Source organism: Psychromonas marina (assembly GCF_030161115.1).
Taxonomy (GTDB): Bacteria; Pseudomonadota; Gammaproteobacteria; order Enterobacterales; family Psychromonadaceae; genus Psychromonas; species Psychromonas marina.
In genome coordinates, this window is the sequence record NZ_BSPQ01000016.1 from 88,697 (window position 1) to 106,765 (window position 18,069).

15 protein-coding genes are annotated in these 18,069 nt (G+C 39.0%); 11 read left to right on the plus strand and 4 right to left on the minus strand.

The window, feature by feature from the left end:
• Positions 1 to 129: 129 nt before the first annotated feature.
• Together cmoB and cmoA are read right to left on the minus strand one after the other, a co-directional pair.
• Entirely contained in the window at positions 130 to 1,116 is a 987-nt protein-coding gene (cmoB, locus tag QQK09_RS15145; protein WP_284205000.1) for a tRNA 5-methoxyuridine(34)/uridine 5-oxyacetic acid(34) synthase CmoB, read from the minus strand.
• A gap of 8 nt (positions 1,117 to 1,124) precedes the next feature.
• A complete protein-coding gene (gene cmoA, locus QQK09_RS15150; RefSeq protein ID WP_284205001.1) occupies positions 1,125 to 1,859 on the minus strand; it encodes a carboxy-S-adenosyl-L-methionine synthase CmoA in 735 nt (244 codons plus the stop codon).
• A 115-nt stretch (positions 1,860 to 1,974) separates the two neighbouring features.
• Here cmoA and aspS point away from each other — a divergent pair, with 115 nt between their 5' ends.
• Positions 1,975 to 3,747 carry an aspartate--tRNA ligase gene (gene aspS / locus QQK09_RS15155; protein WP_284205002.1) on the plus strand — a complete coding sequence of 591 codons (1,773 nt, stop codon included), beginning with the start codon at positions 1,975 to 1,977 and terminating at the stop codon, positions 3,745 to 3,747.
• Between the two features lie 94 nt (positions 3,748 to 3,841).
• On the opposite strand, the gene QQK09_RS15160 is transcribed toward aspS, so the two are convergent.
• Positions 3,842 to 4,477 (minus strand): carbonic anhydrase, encoded by a 636-nt coding sequence (locus QQK09_RS15160; RefSeq protein WP_284205003.1) that lies wholly within the window; start codon positions 4,475 to 4,477, stop codon positions 3,842 to 3,844.
• Between the two features lie 171 nt (positions 4,478 to 4,648).
• Between QQK09_RS15160 and QQK09_RS15165 the strand changes: the two genes are divergently transcribed.
• The 10 genes from QQK09_RS15165 (at position 4,649) to QQK09_RS15210 (ending at position 15,526) form a co-directional block, all read left to right on the plus strand.
• The gene (locus QQK09_RS15165; protein WP_284205004.1) at positions 4,649 to 5,596 is read left to right on the plus strand and encodes a LysR family transcriptional regulator; all 948 of its coding nucleotides are present in this window, start codon (positions 4,649 to 4,651) and stop codon (positions 5,594 to 5,596) included.
• Between the two features lie 47 nt (positions 5,597 to 5,643).
• Positions 5,644 to 6,165, plus strand: coding sequence for a crossover junction endodeoxyribonuclease RuvC (gene ruvC / locus QQK09_RS15170; protein ID WP_284205005.1), 522 nt, complete (start codon positions 5,644 to 5,646; stop codon positions 6,163 to 6,165).
• Entirely contained in the window at positions 6,162 to 7,049 is an 888-nt protein-coding gene (rarD, locus tag QQK09_RS15175) for an EamA family transporter RarD (RefSeq protein ID WP_284205006.1), read from the plus strand. Before ruvC ends, rarD begins: the two co-directional genes overlap by 4 nt.
• A gap of 134 nt (positions 7,050 to 7,183) precedes the next feature.
• Positions 7,184 to 7,807: a Holliday junction branch migration protein RuvA gene (ruvA, locus tag QQK09_RS15180; RefSeq protein WP_284205007.1), complete on the plus strand. Its 624-nt coding sequence runs from the start codon at positions 7,184 to 7,186 to the stop codon at positions 7,805 to 7,807.
• Between the two features lie 42 nt (positions 7,808 to 7,849).
• Complete coding sequence (gene ruvB, locus QQK09_RS15185; RefSeq protein WP_284205008.1) at positions 7,850 to 8,857, plus strand: Holliday junction branch migration DNA helicase RuvB; 1,008 nt, start codon at positions 7,850 to 7,852, stop codon at positions 8,855 to 8,857.
• 340 nt (positions 8,858 to 9,197) lie between these two features.
• Positions 9,198 to 9,782: an NTP transferase domain-containing protein gene (locus QQK09_RS15190; protein WP_284205009.1), complete on the plus strand. Its 585-nt coding sequence runs from the start codon at positions 9,198 to 9,200 to the stop codon at positions 9,780 to 9,782.
• Between the two features lie 87 nt (positions 9,783 to 9,869).
• On the plus strand, positions 9,870 to 12,710 hold the full coding sequence (locus QQK09_RS15195; RefSeq protein WP_284205010.1) for a xanthine dehydrogenase family protein molybdopterin-binding subunit: 2,841 nt from the start codon (positions 9,870 to 9,872) through the stop codon (positions 12,708 to 12,710).
• 2 nt (positions 12,711 to 12,712) lie between these two features.
• Positions 12,713 to 13,243 carry a (2Fe-2S)-binding protein gene (locus QQK09_RS15200; RefSeq protein WP_284205011.1) on the plus strand — a complete coding sequence of 177 codons (531 nt, stop codon included), beginning with the start codon at positions 12,713 to 12,715 and terminating at the stop codon, positions 13,241 to 13,243.
• Positions 13,240 to 14,469, plus strand: a complete 1,230-nt coding sequence (locus tag QQK09_RS15205; RefSeq protein WP_284205012.1) for a cytochrome c — start codon at positions 13,240 to 13,242, stop codon at positions 14,467 to 14,469. The genes QQK09_RS15200 and QQK09_RS15205 overlap by 4 nt, the downstream gene beginning before the upstream one ends.
• Before the next feature lie 4 nt (positions 14,470 to 14,473).
• The gene (locus QQK09_RS15210; RefSeq protein ID WP_284205013.1) at positions 14,474 to 15,526 is read left to right on the plus strand and encodes an XdhC family protein; all 1,053 of its coding nucleotides are present in this window, start codon (positions 14,474 to 14,476) and stop codon (positions 15,524 to 15,526) included.
• A gap of 377 nt (positions 15,527 to 15,903) precedes the next feature.
• Here the strand turns inward: QQK09_RS15210 and ccoP are convergent, their stop codons facing one another.
• Positions 15,904 to 18,069, minus strand: a complete 2,166-nt coding sequence (gene ccoP, locus QQK09_RS15215) for a cytochrome-c oxidase, cbb3-type subunit III (RefSeq protein WP_284205014.1) — start codon at positions 18,067 to 18,069, stop codon at positions 15,904 to 15,906.

Genomic DNA, 18,069 nt, shown 5'->3' on the forward strand with positions numbered 1-18,069 from the left:
TTGATGCAGGTAGGTCGTCATGGGATAAAGGAAGTAAGCGCTAAACGGATTCAAAATCATCGAGACGCATTTAAAAAACCTTGTTATCAACATAAATTTGATAACAAGGCTTAAATAGGAATGGTCTTATTAACTAACCGGTTTAACGGCTTTTTTGGCGATTAATAATGCACGTTTAGGGGCTGGGTGGCCTTCAACTGTTTTAGTCGGATCGTTCGGATCTAAGTAATCCTCTAACGATTCATTGGTCATCCAAGCCGTGCTGCGTTGTTCACCGGTTAAGGTATCGTTAATGTCGGCGATGCGTACCTCTTCAAACCCACATTTTTCTACCCATAACTTTAACGCTTCAGCACTGGGTAAAAACCAGATGTTGCGCATTTTAGCGTAACGGTCTTGCGGTACTAATACATCATCTTTGTCGCCTGCAATGACCAGAGTTTCTAATACCAGTTCGCCACCTTCTACCAACTGGTCTTGTAGCTGAGTAATATGATCCATTGGTGATTTACGGTGATACAACACGCCCATTGAAAATACCGTATCAAAAGCTTCTAGTTTTGGTAGTTCTTGAATACCCAATGGCAGTAAATTTACATTTTGGTCTTTATTCGCAAAGTGACGTACCGCTTCAAATTGACATAAAAATAGATCACTTGGGTCGATACCAACAACAAATTCTGCTCCTTCACCACGCATACGCCACATATGGTAGCCACTGCCACAGCCAACATCTAATACATAACGATATTTAAGTGGGCTGATATGCGGTAATACACGATCCCATTTCCAATCACTGCGCCATTCTGTATCGATATGTACGCCGTGAATATGAAATGGGCCTTTACGCCATGGGTGGAATTTTTGTAGTAGGTTTTCTAGTTTTTTAGTTTCGCCTACTGAAATCTCATCTGCAGAGCCAATCTCAACACGCTCTTTAAGCTCGATATTCTCGGTTTTGATTGCTGGGAATTTGTTTAATACGCGGATCCAGCTCGCCATTTTTCCATGCACATGGGTATTTTCCCATTCATGTAGTTGCGTTGGTAAAATACGTAACCAGTGGCTTAAGCGGTTTTTCGCGATAGTGCTATAAAAATTACTGAAATTGATCATAGTGTTGCCTAGTCTTTAATACTAATAATTGAGCCGAAGTTAAAGCATTGATACCATAAATTGTTGTGCTTAAAACCCGCTGTTTGCAAACGTTGGTAATGCTGCTCAACAGTATCTGCAATCAGTACGTTTTCAAGGGATGAACGCTTTTGGCTGATCTCTAATTCGCTGTAACCGTTATTACGTTTAAAGTCTAAATGCAGGTCGATCAAGAGCTGGTGGCTAAGCTTATCTTCAAATACGAATTTTTCAGAAAGCACTAAAATACCACCTGGTAATAACCCGTTATAGATATTGGTTAATAGCTCAAGGCGTTTTTCAGGGGTTAAGAATTGCAGGGTAAAGTTAAGCACCACAACCGAAGCATTCTCGATGTTGATATTACAGATATCATCTTGTAAAACTGTTACCGGGGTTTCTGAACGATAAGCTTGAATAGTTTCAGTACAACGTTTTACCATCGCCTCTGAGTTATCAACTGCAATAATCTGACAACCGGTTTTTTCTTTTAATGCACTACGCATTGAAAGTGTTGCAGCACCCAGTGAGCAACCTAAGTCATATAAATTCGTATTATTTTGCGCAGACCGTTCCGTGAGCATTGCAATAGTGGCGATCATTTTTTCATAACCCGGCACGGATCGTTTGATCATATCAGGAAACACTTGAACAACCTGCTCATCAAAAGTGAAACCCGCTACTTTATCGAGTGGTTTATTATAAATATTGTCTGTTTGAGCCATTTTTATTCTCACGCGTAAATTTGAAGGCGTATTTTACTTAAATAAAGTGTAGTGGTCATTTTTTTCTTTTATAATAGCCGCATTATTTATATACGATTAACAACAGGAATCGATGATGCGCACAATGTATTGTGGTGAAGTGACTGAAACAAATATCGGTCAAGAGATAGAATTAGTAGGTTGGATCAATAAACAACGTGATTTAGGTGGCGTAACATTCTTAGATTTACGTGATCGTGAAGGTATCGTACAAGTATTTTTTGATGCTGACACTCCAGAAGCAACTGCAATTGCTGCAACAGTACGTAATGAATTCTGTGTAAAATTAAAAGGACAAGTGCGCGCGCGTCCTGAAGGTCAAACGAATAAAGATATGACCACTGGTGGCATTGAAATTCGCGGTCTTGAACTTGAAATTTTAAACCGAGCTGAACCTTCACCGCTAGATAGCAACCAAAAGAACTCTGAAGAGCAACGTTTACGTTACCGTTACTTAGACCTACGTCGCCCTGAAATGGCTGAGCGTATGGTATTTCGTTCAAAAGTAAGTAGCTTTGTACGTCGTTTCTTAGATGATGAAGGTTTCTTAGACGTTGAAACGCCAATCTTAACGAAAGCAACACCAGAAGGTGCACGCGATTACTTAGTACCAAGCCGTACTAACAAAGGTCAGTTCTTCGCATTACCACAATCTCCACAGTTATTTAAACAACTGTTAATGATGTCGGGTATGGATAAATACTACCAAATCGTTAAATGTTTCCGTGATGAAGATTTACGTGCTGACCGTCAGCCTGAATTTACACAAATCGATATCGAAACATCATTCATGACTGGTGAACAGGTAATGGATAAAACGGAAGAGATGATCGTTAAACTTTTCCAAAAAATGTTAGACGTTGATTTAGGTACTTTCCCTAAAATGACTTACGCAGAAGCGATGCGTCGTTTTGGTAGCGATAAGCCAGATTTACGTATCGATTTTGAGCTAGTTGACGTTGCTGACTTATTAAAAGAAGTTGAATTTAACGTATTCTCTGGTCCTGCAAATGATGCAGATAGCCGTGTTGCCGTTATCTGTGTACCTGGTGGCGCTAAGCTTTCTCGTAAAAACATCGATGAATACGGTAAATACGTCAACATCTATGGTGCTAAAGGTTTAGCATGGATGAAAGTAAACGAAGCGGCTAAAGGCCTTGAAGGTGTTCAATCTCCAATCGCTAAATTCTTAAATGAAGAGATTGTTGCTGAACTGCTTAAACGTACTAACGCACAAGATGGCGATATCATCCTATTTGGTGCTGATAAAGCCAACGTTGTTTCTGAAGCAATTGGCGCACTACGACTGAAAGTAGCTGAAGATCTTGGTCTTGTGAAAGATGAATGGAAACCACTTTGGGTTATCGAATTCCCAATGTTTGAACCATTAGAAGATGGTGCATTAACGCCACTACATCACCCATTCACAGCACCGATTAATCTAACGGCTGAAGAATTAGAAGCAAGCCCTGTTGGCGCAATTTCTGATGCATACGATATGGTATTAAACGGCTGTGAATTAGGCGGTGGTTCTGTACGTATTCATAAACAAGATATGCAAGCAGCTATTTTCCGCATCTTAAATATCTCTGATGAAGAAGCTAAAGATAAATTTGGTTTCCTATTAGAAGCACTACAATTTGGTGCTCCACCACATGCAGGTTTAGCATTTGGTCTAGATCGCCTAGTAATGCTAATGACTGGCACAAGCTCAATTCGTGAAGTTATTGCTTTCCCGAAAACAGCGTCAGCAGCTTGTCCGTTAACTAACGCACCTGGTTTTGCTAACCCTGCAGCACTTGCTGAATTAAACATTGCAGTGGTTGTGGAAGAGAAAAAAGAAGACTAATTAATCAGTTTGGATTAATAAACCGTCTTAACTAAAAAAGGGAAATAGTGATTAACTATTTCCCTTTTTTTATTTATCTGTCAAACGAATAAGTTTAATTAACTCTAATAAACTCACCGGTCTCAGTATCCATTTCACAAAGCAGCGATCTACTTAAATCGTAACGCCATCCATGTAATTTCAGTGTGCCGTTTTCAACGCGCTCTTTTACCCATGGGAAAGTCATTAGGTTTTCTAGGGAGTGTTTAATACCTTTACGCTCGCAGCAGTTATAACGCTCATCTTGATCTTCAATGCTCTCATCACACAGAATTTCATGACGCACGCTTTCTAATTGGTGCATCCATTTGCCGATAAAAGTATCTGAAGAGTTTGAAGCGGGGGTATCCATTAATGCTTTAATACCACCGCACTGAGTGTGTCCCAGTACAACAATACTTTCTACTTCTAAACCGGTGACTGCAAACTCTAATGCGGCGCTTGTACCGTGTAAACTGTCATTACTTTCACAAGGTGGCACTAGGTTAGCCACATTTCGAATCACAAAAAGATCCCCAGGATCACAGTCAAGAATGACACTTGGCTCAACGCGCGAATCAGAACAGCTAATCAGTGCAATTTTAGGGGCTTGCCCTTCCTTAGCGAGCTTTACAAGTTGCTCTTTATGCTCTTGGTAATAACCTTCGCGAAAGCGTTGGTAACCTGCGAGTAGCTTGTCAGTTGCTGGCATATTTTATTCCTTTAGTCTTTAGTTGCTTCATCATAGTGCATTTGTTGTATTAATAATAATTAAACTATATTATTTTAACCATAAATAATTTTTATAGTTAAAGCTCATTCATTCGATTTATCAATCATATAAAGCAATATAAATGACAATGAGCAAGCGGAGAAATACTTAATGCGCGCCACATTACACCAACTAAAAGTATTTAAACAAGTTGCGAATACAATGAACTTTACCAAAGCAGGAGAGGTGCTAGGTTTAACCCAACCCGCTGTGAGCATTCAGATTAAACAGCTGGAAGGTAATTTGGGTATTAAACTGTTTGAGAAAGTGGGCAAAAGTTTGTATTTAACACCCGCCGGTAAAAAATTACAGGTATTTAGTGATGATATATTTACCCGTTTTGAAAATATGGATATGAGCCTTAGTGCGTTAAAAGGAGAGCTTGAAGGGGATTTTTATCTTTCTGCGGTGACTAGTGCAAAATACTTTACACCACACCTGTTAGGCGCTTTTCATAAAAAATATCCGAAGGTGATTTTCCATTTAGATATTGTAAATCGAGAGCAAATTATTCAACGCTTACAGGAAAATAGAGATGATTTGGTGATTATGGGGCTGTTACCTGAAATGATGCCACTGGCACGTTATCCTTTCGTTGATAATCCAATTATCCTGATAGCGAGTCCTGATCACCCCCTAGCCAAGAAAAAAAATATCGCGTTAACAGAACTTTCTGAATATGCCTTCATTCACCGAGAAAAAGGCTCAGGTACGCGTAAACTACTAGAGGAGTTTTTAGTCGGTAAAGGGGTTAATCTGCAGGTAAATATGACATTGGGTAATAGTGAAACAATTAAACAGGCTGTGATGGCTGATTTAGGCTTATCTGCTACCTCACGACACAGTGTTTCGCTTGAGCTTGCAACGAATTCTTTAGTGGAGTTAGATGTTGTTGGTTTCCCATTGATCAGGAGCTGGTACATTGTTCACCACGAGAGTAAACATTTATCACCCATTGCGAGTGCTTTTATTGATTTTGTGATGGCGTCAGGTGTCAGCCAAGATATTTTACCCAAGCGCTTTTTAGCCAAAACAGCTAGCGATAAAAGCAGTGAATAGGCGTATAGTGTATTTTTTTTTATTATCCCACCTAAGGTGTTATTTTTGTGAGCATTATTCTAGGTATTGATCCCGGGTCTCGAATTACCGGTTATGGCATTATTGAGCAAAAAGGTAATAAGTGTATCTATCTTGGCAGCGGTTGTATTCGTACCAAAGGTGATACGTTAGCCCCTAAATTAGATATGATTTTTAATGGTATTAGTGAAATTATCAAACAATATCAACCGACTGAGTTTGGTATTGAGCAAGTCTTTATGGCTAAAAACCCTGATTCAGCATTGAAGTTAGGTCAAGCACGTGGCGCTGCGATTGTCGCGGCAACACAAGCGGATCTGTATGTTTGTGAGTACTCTGCAAGACAGATAAAACAAGCGGTTGTTGGTACGGGCGCGGCGACTAAAGATCAAGTACAAAAAATGGTAAAACAGATATTACAACTTGATGGTACACCACAAGCGGATGCTGCCGATGGTTTAGCGGTTGCTATTTGTCATGCTCATACTGCGCAATCGCTTGTTGCGATGGCGGGTAAAGTGAAGAAAACCGTTCGAGGTCGTTTGCGTTGAAGCAATTAACTGAAACCCAACTTGGTATATTTTACGCATTAGGTGCTTATCTAATGTGGGGTTTTGCGCCGATTTACTTTAAGTATTTAGACGCTATTCCGGTCGGTGAAATTCTTGCGCACCGTGTTGTTTGGTCAGTGTTGGTGACAGGTTTTATTATTACCGTTACCGGCAGATGGAAAAATGTACGTGAGATATGTGTCGCCCCTAAAAAGTTGCTGTTGCTGGTGGTCACCACGCTATTAATCAGCTGTAACTGGATGGTATTTATTTGGGCGGTGACGAATGAACGTATGTTGGAAGCCAGCCTGGGTTATTTTATCAACCCGATGATTAATGTGGTGTTAGGGCTGGTGTTTTTAAATGAATCGTTAAGTCGTATTAAGTGGGTTGCTGTTGGCTTAGCATTTGTTGGTGTATTGATGCAGGTGATTGCCGTTGGGTCATTGCCTTGGGTTTCATTGGTATTACCGATAAGTTTTGCTTTTTATGGATTAATACGTAAAAAAATTAAAGTCGAGTCGCTAACGGGGTTATTTATCGAAACGCTATTAGTTGCCCCGATTGCTTTATATTATTTGTTCGCGATTGCCGATAGTGAATATATCAATATGCTAGAAAATGATTTATCACTGAATTTCTGGCTGATGTTTGCAGGTGTTGTTACCGCATTACCGCTTATCTTTTTTGGTCAAGCCGCGCTGCGTTTAAAATTATCCACATTAGGTTTCTTTCAATACTTAGCGCCTTCATTACTGTTTATATTCGCGGTGCTGTTTTATGGGGAAGAACTGGATTTAGGAAAAATGCTCACCTTCTTGTTTATTTGGTCTGGTATTGTAGTGTTTGCTTTTGAGAAGCAGATCCAACAAAAGCTTAAATAACACTGGATAAACAGTCAGTCCTTTTTTATACTTGCTGACACTGCTTAAGCTATCGTGATTTGATTGCTCTTTAAGCATTTATGGCTTGTTTGTTAGCACAAACGCTAAATTTTTATAATAGTTAGGATTAAAAGATGATTGGAAGATTACGTGGCATTTTAATAGAGAAACAACCGCCGGAAGTTGTGTTAGATGTTTCAGGTGTCGGTTATGAGATCCAATTGCCGATGAGCTCTTTTTATCCGTTACCAGAACTTGGCGAAGAAGCGGTTATTTTTACTCACTTCGTGGTGCGTGAAGATGCGCAATTATTATATGGTTTTGCTGATAAACATGAACGCGCGATGTTCCGTGAATTGATTAAAGTGAATGGTGTTGGTCCCAAACTCGCGTTGGCCATTCTTTCAGGTATGTCTGCTAATCAGTTTGTACAATGCATTCATAACGATGCGGTGAGTAGTCTGGTTAAATTACCCGGTGTTGGTAAAAAAACGGCAGAACGTTTAGTTGTTGAGATGAAAGACCGACTAAAAAACTGGGTTGGTGCCGATCTATTAACCCCAGAAGCGGATAAAATGGCTTTTGAAAATGGCTTAGAAAATACCTTTATTGGCGGCAATGCGGTTGATGAAGCGATCAGTGCATTAGTGGCTTTAGGTTACAAACCTGCGAGTGCAGAAAAAGCAATTAAGTTGGTTAATAAACCAGGCATGGATTGTGAAGCGTTGATTAGAAGTTCATTAAAAAGCATGCTTTAAATAGCGCCCTAAAAATTCAAATAAGTATTCAAAGGTAACTAAATGATTGAAGAAGATCGCCTTATATCAGGGACACAGAAGCTAGACGATAGTTTTATTGATCGTGCTATTCGTCCTAAATTATTAGCTGATTATGAGGGGCAACCTCAGGTTAATAAACAGATGGAGATCTTCATTGAAGCAGCGCGCCAGCGTAGTGAAGCATTAGATCATCTACTTATTTTTGGACCACCCGGACTTGGTAAAACCACGCTTTCTCATATCGTTGCCAATGAGTTAGAGGTGAATATTAAAACTACCTCGGGGCCTATTCTTGAAAAGGCGGGAGATTTAGCTGCGCTATTAACCAACCTTGAAGAGAACGATGTACTGTTTATCGATGAAATTCATCGTTTAAGCCCAATAGTAGAAGAGATCTTATACCCTGCGATGGAAGATTATCAGCTTGATATTATGATTGGTGAAGGACCCGCTGCGCGTTCTATCAAATTGGATTTACCACCGTTTACCTTAATTGGCGCAACCACGCGTGCGGGTTCATTAACGTCGCCGTTGCGTGACCGTTTTGGTATTGTGCAACGACTTGAGTACTACGAGCTAAAACCACTGACTAAAATTGTATTGCGTAGTGGTAAACACTTTAATTTAGATTTAGCAGAGTCTGGGGCAATTGAAATAGCTAAACGCTCACGTGGTACACCACGTATTGCCAATCGTTTACTACGCCGTGTACGCGATTATGCACAGGTTAAAAAAGCAGATGTGATTGGTGCAGAAGTGGCTAAGCAAGCACTGGATATGCTTGAAGTCGATAATCAAGGTTTTGATTATATGGACAGAAAACTACTCATGGCCATTTTAGATACTTTTCAAGGTGGACCTGTTGGGTTAGATAACTTAGCGGCTGCAATCGGTGAAGAGAAAGAAACTATCGAAGATGTTTTAGAGCCTTACTTAATTCAGCAAGGATTTTTGCAACGTACGCCAAGAGGGCGTATTGCGACAAATAGAACTTATCTGCATTTCGGGTTTGATAAACCAACACAATAAGAAGCTTTATCAAGTTACTTGCTACTAATACAAGTAATTTTTATTTAAGTTAGCAGTGAAATTGATCGGTAAACATAATTAAATCTACTTATTCACGATTTAGTTTTGCGAATTAAAAGTAGTTATTTTCAGTATTCAAAACCCAATACTGAAAGTAACTATTTACTGCCATTTCCCCTTTTTAAATCATATTTTTCCCACCCAAATTATCAGCCAAATAGCTTTTCCTTTTAAGATATTTAAAATTTTTCATTATAAGGTGAAAGTTGACAACACCTTGAAGGTTAGTCATGTTTATATTTAGTCTACAAAATGAATATTTACTTATTGGAGGGAGCTAATGAAAAAAACACATCAACATAATGTTGAATGTATTATTTTAGCCGCTGGTTTATCAACAAGAATGGGCGATTGGAAGTTGATGTTAGACTATAAGGGCAAAACACTTTTAGATCATAGCATTGATAATGCATTACAGTTTTGTGAGCGTATTATTTTAGTAGTAGGACATAAAGGTGAGCTATTAGAAAAACGTTATCGAAATAATAGTGCTATTTTTGTTGTATTAAATCAACACTATCATGATGGCATGCTTAGCTCGATACAGGAGGGAGTCAAACATATTAGTACACCTTATTTCTTTATTACTCATGGAGACCTACCCTGCTTAAGTTATCCTATCTTTAAAGATATTTGGATGCAAAGGCAGCACAAAGTTGTCATTCCAACCTATCAACAGCAAAGAGGGCACCCTGTTCTATTTTGCGCCAGTGTCATTCAACTTATTAGCTGTGCTTCTAAGGAAGAAACAATGAAAGAATTAATCACTAAGCAAGCTCACCTTTTTTTTGCAACAAATTATCCACAAATATCTCAAGATATCGATACAAAAGAACAATATAAGGTTCTGATTAATAATGGGTAGGTTCTGTTTTTAGTTGTATTTATATGCAATTGATAGGCTGTACTATAATTATTCTCTAATCATCACACTAGAGAAAGGCCATAGCTTATGACAGATCTAAACCGAAGAGATTTTATTAAAAAATGTGTTATAGGTGGGGTTGCGGTTTATAGTGCACCATTACTTTTGAGCGGGCAAAATGCTTATGCGTCTACAATAAAGGAAAATTTAAAAAGTAAATGGAAAGAAGAGGTTGGTAATAATCAGCCTGCCTTTAGGTTTGATGCTATCGAGAAAGTGACTGGTAATAAAATTTATGGTCGTGACTATAGAGCCAAAGATATTCCTAATTGGCCTGATATACAACATTACGGATTTATTTTAAGGGTTAATAAAGCGGATAAAATTTATGAAGGTTTTGATCTAAGCGGTCTCTCTGATGAGATTAAACCTTATAAAGTGATTACTGAGCAGGATTTAGCAAACAGTGGGTTGAAACTTCCCCCGTATTTTGGTGAAAATATGTTGCTCAAAAAAGGTTCGACCCCTGACTACCTTGGTCATGAAGTTGCAATTCTACTTTTCGACTCTTTTAGAAAGTTCAAATTAGCGAAAAATTTTATTCAGTTTAACAATGACATCATTCAATATGGAAAAACGACAGAGCTAGTGACTGCCAATGTTGATCCCTATGCTTCATGGCGCATTGTACGCGAAGAGAATAGCTTAGGGTCTCAAGCTGAAGATAAATATAGCACCTTAAAAAATGGGTTGTTCTTTCCTAATTATGTTGATCATAAACCAGTTTGGCCAAGCAACGCAGATAAAAGCGGCAATACCGGGGAAAAAGGAATTTTTTATGCCAATAAACTGGCTGAAGATATTGAACACCAAGACTGGTTAGTCATTGATCGCCACTTCCAAACTCAATCCGTCGATCCGATGCCGTTAGAGCCAGAAGCATTTAATGGGTGGTATGATAAATTTAATGAATCACTGCATGTGGTTATCTGTTCTCAATCCCCTCAAGATTTTTATCACCAAGCAGGTGAAGTGCTTGCTAACAGTCCCCTGACAAAAAACATCAAAAAACTGATTGTGCACACGCCTTATATTGGTGGTGGTTTTGGTGGCAAAGACCATACTATATTCCCCTATTATGGGATGATGGCATCGCTGTTTGCGACACAACCAGTACATATTGCTAATGATCGTTTTGAGCAGTTTCAGTCAGGTATTAAACGTCATCCATACAAAATCCACAATAAATTAGCCTTTGATAAAAACACCTATAAAATTAAGGGGTTAATTTCAAATATGACACTTGATGGAGGTGGAAGAATGAATTTTTCACCTTCCGTTACCATGGTTGGAGCAAGTGCGATACAAAGCATCTATTATTTACCTCGCAATGATATACAAGCTTGGTGTTACCCATCTCAATCTCCTCATGCGGGTTCTATGCGTGGTTATGGGACGTTACAAACCATGCCGACGATGGAGATGATGATCAGTGAAGCGGCGGAGGCTTTGCAAGTTGACCCTTTGCAATTAAGGCGTATTAATGCTTTTCAAGCAGGGCAAAAAAATACCCAGGGTGCAATTCCAAATGCTGATGCTCGCTATGTAGAAATGCTAAATGAAGCAGAACAGCATGATATTTGGAAAAATAGGGCTGAGAACAAGAAAAAATTTGAAAAAGAAAATCCTAAAAAACGGTATGGGGTTGGCTTTGGTATTGCGACAAAAGATTATGGTACAGGGGCTGATGCGCCCTCTACATCGATAGAGATAACCGTTGAAGGGAAAATAATTATCAGTACTTGCTCGGTTGAAATGGGGACCGGAACAGACACATCTCAAGGGGTTCTTATTGCAAAGCACCTTGGTAAAATGGCCGATAATGTTGAAATGGCACAAATTCAACTATTTGATGCGATGGAGTTAATTGAAACCGATGATCCCTATCTGATGTCTCAGGAAACCCAGGATACAATGTCAAAAAATCCGCGCTGGACACCCGTTATCGCATCTGCATCGTCGGCGAGCAAATCATCTTATTACCAAAGCCATGTTACTGAAGCCGCTGCAAAGATCCTATTTACAGAAAGTTTATTTCCTGCCGCCGTCGCAATATGGAAAGAAAAATACTTTAATTCAGCCTTTGCAACACCTGACTTTACCAATGTTAATGATGCTCACTGGGAAAATGGCCATCTATCTGTTATGGGTAATAAACCTTTATCTTTTGAATTACTTGCACAAAAAGCACACTCGATGGGGTTGATCACAAGCGTGATGGCGCATGGCTTTAATCGTTGGTCTTGGGCTAAGGGAACTTATCAACTCGGCGCAGAAAATAAAGACTATTTTCTAGATGGTGTGGCAGTTAAATTTGGCATAGGCGCGAATCGAACTGTTAAAAAACAAGCCAATAAATATGGATACCATGTACTTAAACGACTCTCTGTTAGTTACCCAAAAGTACAATTAAACAATGCCATGGTGACCTATTATACTCCCTGTGCCACGCTAGCTGAAATTGCAATTAGTGAGGGTTCAGGAAAGGTGGAAGTGTTACGCACTCATACATGGCTAGAGCCTGGTAATGTTCATGTGAAAAAATTAGTCGAAGGTCAACTCGAAGGTGGCTTAACGATGGGGATTGGGCACACTTTATATGAATACCTGCCTGTCGATGAAACTGGGGCAGGTAATGGTACTTGGAACTTAAATCGTTACCAAGTACCACTTGCTAAACATAATGGTGTTTGGAATATGACGCATACGCTATTACCTCCATTGTCGCCCTCAGACCCAACAAAAGGCATCGCAGAAGTTGTCATGATTCCAATTGTTTCTGCACTGGTAGAAGCAATTTATCAAGCAACTAATAAGCGCTTTTATCATTTACCTATTTCTTCTAAAGACATCAAAGAGGCTATCTAATCATGACGGTAATGAATTTATCTATTAACAACAATATTGTTGGTCCGATTGAAGTCGACCCTGAAATCATGATGATTGAATTTCTACATGAATATTTAAATCTGACAGGGACTAAATTTGGCTGTGGTGGAGGCATTTGTCACGCCTGTGTTATTTTAGTCGAAGATGAACAAGGTATGTTAAAAACAGAGAGGACCTGTATTCACAATGCACTCGTTTTTAATGGTAAGAAAGTACACACCATAGAGGGGCATGCGACGAAAGATAAATATGGTGAAATCATTGCATTACATCCAGTTCAAGAATCATTTAGTAAGCACTTCTCGTTTCAATGTGGTTGGTGTACTTCCGGGTTTATGAATGAAACGATTGCTTTAATTCAGCGCTTAAAGAAAGATCCAATTAAAAAAACTGATGTTGAAACAACAATCGAAGCCGCGTTAGGTGAGCATATTTGTCGTTGTACTGGTTATGTGAAATATTATCAATCGGCTAAAGATCTTATTTTATCAATCAAGGGGCTAACCAAATGAATAAAATATTGAGCCATACAATTAGCCTTGCCTTTGTTAGTGTTTCTTTTACATTGTCTGCTAGTCAAGAGTTGATTGAAAAAGGGAAATATTTAGCAGACGCTGCTGATTGTTATGCTTGTCATACGACTGATGATGGCCAGCAATATGGTGGAGGTAAGGCTTTTCCACTACCAATGGGTATGAAAATATATTCAACGAATATATCGTCGGATAAAACCTTTGGTATTGGTAATTATACATTAGAAGATTTTACCGCCGCTTTAAGAGAGGGGAAATCAGCGAATAATGGTTATCTATACCCCGCGATGCCTTATGGTTCATACGCGCTGATTACTGATGATGATATAAAAGCATTGTTTGCCTATTTTCAGACAGTGCCAGCGGTAAAGCAGAAAAAAACAGATAATGACGTTTATTTTCCCGCCAATGTTCGTACCGGAATATTAGGGTGGAATATGCTTTTTCTTGATGATAAACGCTATCTGCCAGACAGCGAAAAAAGTGAAAATTGGAACAGAGGTAATTACCTTGTTAATTCTTTTGGACATTGTGGTGAATGCCATACGCCAAGAAATTTATTTATGGCGTTAGAGAAAGATAAGCCTTTCCAAGGTGCCGTAATTGGTAGTACTTGGGCGCCTAATATCACCGCAGAAAATCTTTTAAAAGCGGGGTGGGGTAGTGATGACCTTGCTAGCTTATTGCGCCACGGATACTCAGATAAGGGCGTGGTGACTGGTGAAATGTATACAGTAGTTAAACATAGTTTAAGCAAATTATCCGAGCAAGACATGCGTGCTGTTACAGGCTACTTGTTAAATAGTGATGAGTATATCGCATCCAAAACACCTGTTTATGATGAGAAAGTAATTACTCATGAAGGTTACCCTACCTATATGAGTTATTGTGCAAGTTGCCATGGTGATAAAGGACAAGGTAAACCTAATTTTGCGCCTAAAATGCTTGGTAATGGAACGTTAATGGAGCCCAACCAATATAATGTTGTGTACTCAATTATTGGGGGAATTGACTCGCAGTATTATAATCAAGTTAATAGTTTTGATGCGATGCCGAGTTATCAAGATAAATTATCAGACCAGCAATTGTTAGATTTAATGAACTATCTGTCTGCCAGTTTTACTTTTGATAAAAAAGAGTTTACTGCTCCCGAAATAAAAGCATTAAGGGAATCAGTTTTGGAGTCCCTTGAGACGGAGCATTAATTAAATGCAGACAACAGATATTGATGTATTGGAGGGCATTTCAAATTGGATTAATAGTGACCAAGATTTTTGGTTATGTTCCATTATTTCTACCTATGGATCATCACCTCGGCCAATCGGCTCTATTTTTGCTTGGAATGGTAAACATAAACTAGGGTCTATTTCGGGAGGTTGTCTAGAAGAAGCCTTTATCGCCAAATTAAATCGCTTGGAGTTTAATCGTTATCCTTGCCAATTTACTTATGGGCAAGATCTTGTTTCACAGAATGAAACGTCAGAGTTACCCTGTGGTGGTAGTATTCAATTATTGATTGAGCATATTACTCCGACTGCTGATCATAAATTACATATACAATCATGGTTAGCGCTATTAACCATGAGATTACCATTCTACCGCACTGTATCACTTGTTGATGGCACCCTCAGTCTAGATGAAAGTACTAACATAAATTCCTCAACCGATGTTTCTATTACAGAACATGAGATTCAATTTTGCTACCTCCAGGTATGGCGATTATTGATTTTAGGTATTAGTCATGTCAGTGAATGTACGGCTAGGCTTGCTAAAATGTTAGGCTTTTCTATTCAAGTATGTGACATGCGAGAAGAACTTGCATCAAGTTGGCATTTCGATAAATCACAGGGAGGCGTTGATATTACTTGGCAATGTCCTGATGTATTTGTTGAACAATGGGTTGATAAACAAACCGCGATAGTCGCATTAGCACATGATCCTCGAATCGATGATATTGGTTTAATGTCAGCACTTGAAAGTAATGCTTTTTATATCGGCGCGATGGGTTCTGTTAAAACAACTCAAAAAAGAGTTGAGCGATTACAAAGAGTTGGTGAAATATCAGTTCCATCATTACAACGTTTAAATGCTCCTATTGGTGTCGATATCGGCAGTAAAACACCAATGGAAATTGCTGTTTCTATTTTAGCCGAAGTGGTTGCAACCAAAAATAATATCAAATTAACCGCAACCGATGTTGCTAACCTGCCGACTCTAGTTGATAGCAATGTAGTTAATAAAGTGATCATTCTTGCAGGGTAAAGCTCTCCCTAGCTGCATTATGGGTTTTGAAGTGAGAACGACTATCCCCTACAATTCACGCTTTATTCGTAAAATTTTGCAATGTGATTGTTCTGAGTAAAGCAGGCTAAGCTTTACTCTGTTTACTTATTTAAGATTTTTGGGTTTGTATTATACCCATTTACATAATTATCTTGTTGCTTAAAATAATAGGTCGTTGTGTTGCATCCAATCGTAATAGCTATTAATCAACCATACGCCTGCTCTCCATTATTTTCGCCAACAAGCCCTGACCAAAATATTATGCTCATTTTTAGAGTATTGTATTTTAAATAGTTAGCTATAAAGCACAGATGTAATAATCGTGCCTTTATAGCTGCTTTATTTATCCTGTTAATCTAGTCAATATTAATCGCTTTATCTTTATTATCATACATATCTGGTGTGGTATGTAGATTGCCTGCAAACCCTGCTTTCTCTAGCTGTTGGCGCACAGTTTTGACTTGCTCTGTGGTCACTGGCTCTTGACGACCACCTAAATACAAACGTACAAAACTAATCAATTTTGCTAACTCGCTATCTGATAGGACATTTTGAAAGCTAGTCATTGGCATGAAATTACGTTCTTGATCCACGTAAGTTGGAGATAAACCACGAATAGTTACCGCGATTGTATTATACGGATCACTGTGCATGATAATGCCATTATTCAATAATGTTGGCGCGATCGGATCGCGTCCTTTACCATCTTCTCCATGGCAAGCCCCACAGGTATTCGTATATAAATCATAGCTATTTTGCTGTTCTTCAGTATATGAGGCTGGAACAAAACCAGTTGGTGTTAACTGTTGCTGCCCATCAGGAATCGTATTATTCACGTCGCCTACTAGTAGATAACGAGAAATGGTCTCAATATCTGCTCGCGTCATTAAACTGGTGCTGTTTTTAACCACATCAGCCATTCCTGCAAATGCCGACCCTTTTGATGAATGTCCTGTATGTAAAAAATCGGTCAATGACTGCATATCCCAGCGTGCTTCATATAGTTCCTTTGCTGTGATATTAGGCGCATTCCATCCATCAATTATATTACCTTGGAAAATTTTCTCAGGGATCATCGCTTGTGCTATATTTCTTGGTGAGTGACACTCTGCACAATGACCCAAACCCATTACCCAATATTTACCTTCTTGCCACTGTGCTAACTCATGTTCATTGAGTGAGGCATGTTCTGGTGCATCGTAAGATAATGGATTAGTGTCCATAAATACTATGTTCCAGCCTAATAATCCAAGTCTAATATTCGTAGGGAACATCATACTATTTTTATCATTTTGTCTTGCGACAGCGGTGATCGATTGCAAGTAATTCCAAATGTCTTGGGTATCTTGCTCGGTTAAATGTTGATAAGAAGTATATGGCATAGCTGGGTAGAGATAACCATGCTTACCTTTACCTTTAAATAATGCTGCTTTAAATTCAGCATAATTATAGGATCCAATACCTTCACTGAGGTGTGGGGTGATATTGGTTGAATAGGCCGTTCCAAAAGGGGTTTTAAAAGGCAGCCCGCCACCAAATAGCTCACCGCTTTCTGCACTATGACAGGCGACACAATCTCCTGCGTAAGCAAGGTACTCACCTCTTGAAACTGATTCAGGGTCAAGCGCGGCAAGTTTTGCATCATATGCTTGTCTTTGTTTAGTGAGGTATGCGCCAATGGCTAAGATTTGATTCTCGCTTAATTGCTCAGAGAATGCAGGCATTAAATTATTGATACCATTATTAATAGTATGCTGAATCTCTTCGATACTACCGCCGTGTAACCAAATATCATCCGCTAAATTAGGTACTCCAATCTCAGTATTAGCAACTGTTCCATCAATATGGCAGCTTGCACAGTACTGGATGAATATCTCTTTGCCTAGGTCGATTTTAATTTGTGGGGCATTAAGGTTTTTACGCTGTAAAGACGCAATATAGTAGGACGTTTTTGCTACTTGATCGTCTGACAATACTTCCTTCCAACCCGGCATTGCACCGTTGCGACCATGTTTAATGGAATTAAGTATATCTTCATCCGTACCACCATATAACCAGTCATTATCAATGAGGTTAGGAAAGTGTGTTTGTCCTTGAGCATTGCTGCTATGACAGGCTGCACAGTGAGTTTTAAATAACACTCCGCCACTTTCTGTTACATCGATATTTGTTGCTAATTGATGCAGGCTTTGATCTGTTAAAGAAGACATCTGTGAATCTAAATCAGTGATAGGTGAACTAAGTGCATCCTCATTTTGCTGCCAACCTAACATACCAGACCAATTTCCAAGGCCTGGGTAGAGTACAAGAAAACCAATCGCTAAGATAAAAGCGCTCAAATAAGAAAGATAAAAAAGGCGTGGTGGTGGTGCATCATTTTCATCAATCCCATCAAAGGTAGCGATGGTTTTATCTTTGTCAGCAGTATCCTCACTACGCCAATATTTAAATACGACCAGCGCCATGAATGTTAGAAATATTAAGATGAATATAATTACCCAAGTGTTCCAGAAAACTGACAT